We start from the raw sequence: 2,681 nt of genomic DNA on the forward strand, positions 1-2,681 counted from the left end.
GGCGATGCAGCACAAGGGCAACATGAACATCATGGTCGGCCCCGGCACGTCGAACATCGTGGAGACCATCGACATCGCCCGGCACGCGCAAAGCGTGGGCGCCGATGGCCTGCTGGTCATCCCGCCGTTTTATTTCAATCAGCCGCCCACCGAAGGGCTGACCGATTATTACACCAAGCTGTTTGAAGCGGTGTCGATCCCGATCAATCTTTATCACATCCCCGGCACGTCGGAGGTGTCGATCACCATCGATCTGCTGCGCAACCTGATGAAATATCCGCACCTGGCCGGCATCAAGGATTCGTCGGGCGATTCCGAAGGCTTTGCCCAGTTCCTCCAGAATTTTCCCGAATTGAACATGCGCTGCGGCACGTCGAACAACCTGATCCCGGCGGTGGAAGCCGGCATGGGTGCCATTCTGGCCGACGGCAACATGTTCAGCGACAAGAGCGCCGACGTGTTCAAGGCGTATCGCGCCAAGGGCGACTGGAAGGCCAAGCTGGCCCATCTGCGTGCCGCTGGCGCCGTGATGCGCGACCACCATATGGGGGCGAACAGCTATGCGGCGATGAAGTACGTCCTGTCGCTGCGTATGGGCGGCCCGATGATGTATGCGCGCACGCCCTACCCGCAGCTGACCGAGGCGCAGAAGGCCAGCCTGAAGGCGGGTCTCGACAAAGTCATGGCCATGCCGGCGTGAACCAAGAAACAAGGGGCAAGACCATGAAGATCATCTCCACCCTGCCACTGTCGATCGCCGCAGCCCTGCTGCTCACCACCGCCACCGGCGCACAAACGCCGGGCAAGGAAGGCGTTGCCGCTGCGCGCACCGCCAACGGTGTCGCCAACTGGACGACCTACAACGCCGATCTGAAGGGCAGCCGCTATTCGCCGCTCGATCAGATCAACGCCGGCAATTTCAACGATCTGGAAATCGCCTGGCGCTTCAAGACCGACATTCTGGGCAGCCGGCCGGAATACAAGCTGGAATCCACGCCGCTGGCGGTTGATGGCGTGATCTACACCACCGGCGGCACCCGCCGCGCCGTCGTCGCGCTGAACGGCGCCACTGGCGAGCTGCTCTGGCAATATGCCATGCACGAAGGCAAGCGCTCGGCCGAAAGCCCGCGCGCCCTGTCCGGCCGCGGCCTGTCCTACTGGACCGACGGCACCCGGCGCCGCATCCTTTATGTCACCATCGGTTATCGTCTCGTGTCGCTCGATGCCGACACCGGCCGGCCTGACCCGGAGTTCGGCACCAACGGCGTTGTCGATCTGAAAACCGATTTCGATCAGGATCTGGGCGATCTTGATACCGGCGAAGTCGGCGTTCACTCCGCGCCGGCAGTTTCGGGCAACAGCATCATCATCGGCGCCGCCTTCCGCGAAGGCTTCACGCCGAAAACCCACAACAACACCAAGGGCTATGTGCGCGCGTTTGACGTGCGCACCGGCAAACGCATGTGGACCTTCCACACCGTGCCCAAGCCCGGCGAATTCGGCTATGATACCTGGCTGAACAAATCCGCTGATGTGAACGGCAACACCGGCGTGTGGACGCAGGTTTCCGTCGATGAGGAATTGGGCTTGGCCTATCTCGCCGTCGAATCGCCCACATCAGACTTTTTTGGCGGCAAGCGCCCCGGCCCCAATCTGTTCGGCAACAGCCTGGTGGCGGTCGACCTGAAGACGGGTGAGCGGCGCTGGCATTTCCAGCTGATCCATCACGAAATCTGGGATCTCGACAACAGCAGCGCGCCCTTGCTGATGGACGTGACGGTGGACGGCAAGCCGCGCAAGGTGGTTGGCCTGCCGTCGAAACAGGGTTTCTTCTATGTGTTCGATCGTGCCACCGGCGTGCCGGTGTGGCCGATCAAGGAAGTGAAAGTGGCCAAGGGCAAGGTGCCCGGTGAATGGTACAGCCCGACCCAGCCGATGCCGACCAAGCCGCCGGTGTACAGCCGCAACGGCTATCTGGAATCCGATCTGATCGATTTCACGCCGGAGCTGAAGAAAAAGGCGCTGGAACTGGCCAGCAACTATGAGCTGGGGCCGGTCTACACGCCGCCGATCATCTCCACGCAGGCGAAATTCGGGGTGATCAACAACTGGGCACAGGGCGGCACCAACTGGCCGGGCGGCAGTTTCGATCCGGAAACTGGCATCGCCTATGTCTATGCCTGCGGCACCTGCATCTCATCGACCGGCCTGCTGCCGCCACCCGCCGGCCTTTCGGATATTCCGCTGGTGGTGGGCGTTGCCGGCCAGCCGGTGGTGATGATCAAGGGCCCGGGCGAAGGCGCCGGTGCCGACAGCCCGGCCCCCGCGGCCGCGCCCGGCAGCGGCAATGCCGGCCCGCCGCGTCTGGCCGTGGATGGCCTGCCGCTGATGAAGCCGCCCTATGGCACGATCAGCGCCATCGATGTGAACCAAGGCTCGATCAAATGGCAGATCGCCCATGGTGAAACGCCGGATTTTGTGCGCAATCACCCCACGATCAAGGCGATGGGCGGCATTCCGCGTACCGGCCAGGCCACGTATCAGATCGGCACTTTGGTCACGAAATCCGTGGTGATCGCCGGTGAAAACCAGTTCACCCGCACCGATGATCGCCCGCGCGGTGCCATGCTGCGCGCCTATGACAAGCAGACCGGCAAGGAAGTGGGTGCGGTGTTCATGCC

General features: G+C 62.8%; 2 protein-coding genes. Both read left to right on the plus strand.

Going from position 1 to position 2,681, the window contains the following annotated elements:
• Positions 1 to 700, plus strand: a 700-nt coding sequence (locus RMO81_RS06110; RefSeq protein WP_310474894.1) for a dihydrodipicolinate synthase family protein, incomplete at its 5' end; no start/stop codon positions are given.
• Positions 701 to 723: 23 nt separating this feature from the next.
• Positions 724 to 2,681 (plus strand): PQQ-binding-like beta-propeller repeat protein (locus RMO81_RS06115; protein ID WP_310474896.1); only part of this gene is annotated, 1,958 nt, incomplete at its 3' end.

Source organism: Sandarakinorhabdus sp., from assembly GCF_031422795.1.
GTDB lineage: Bacteria > Pseudomonadota > Alphaproteobacteria > Sphingomonadales > Sphingomonadaceae > Sandarakinorhabdus.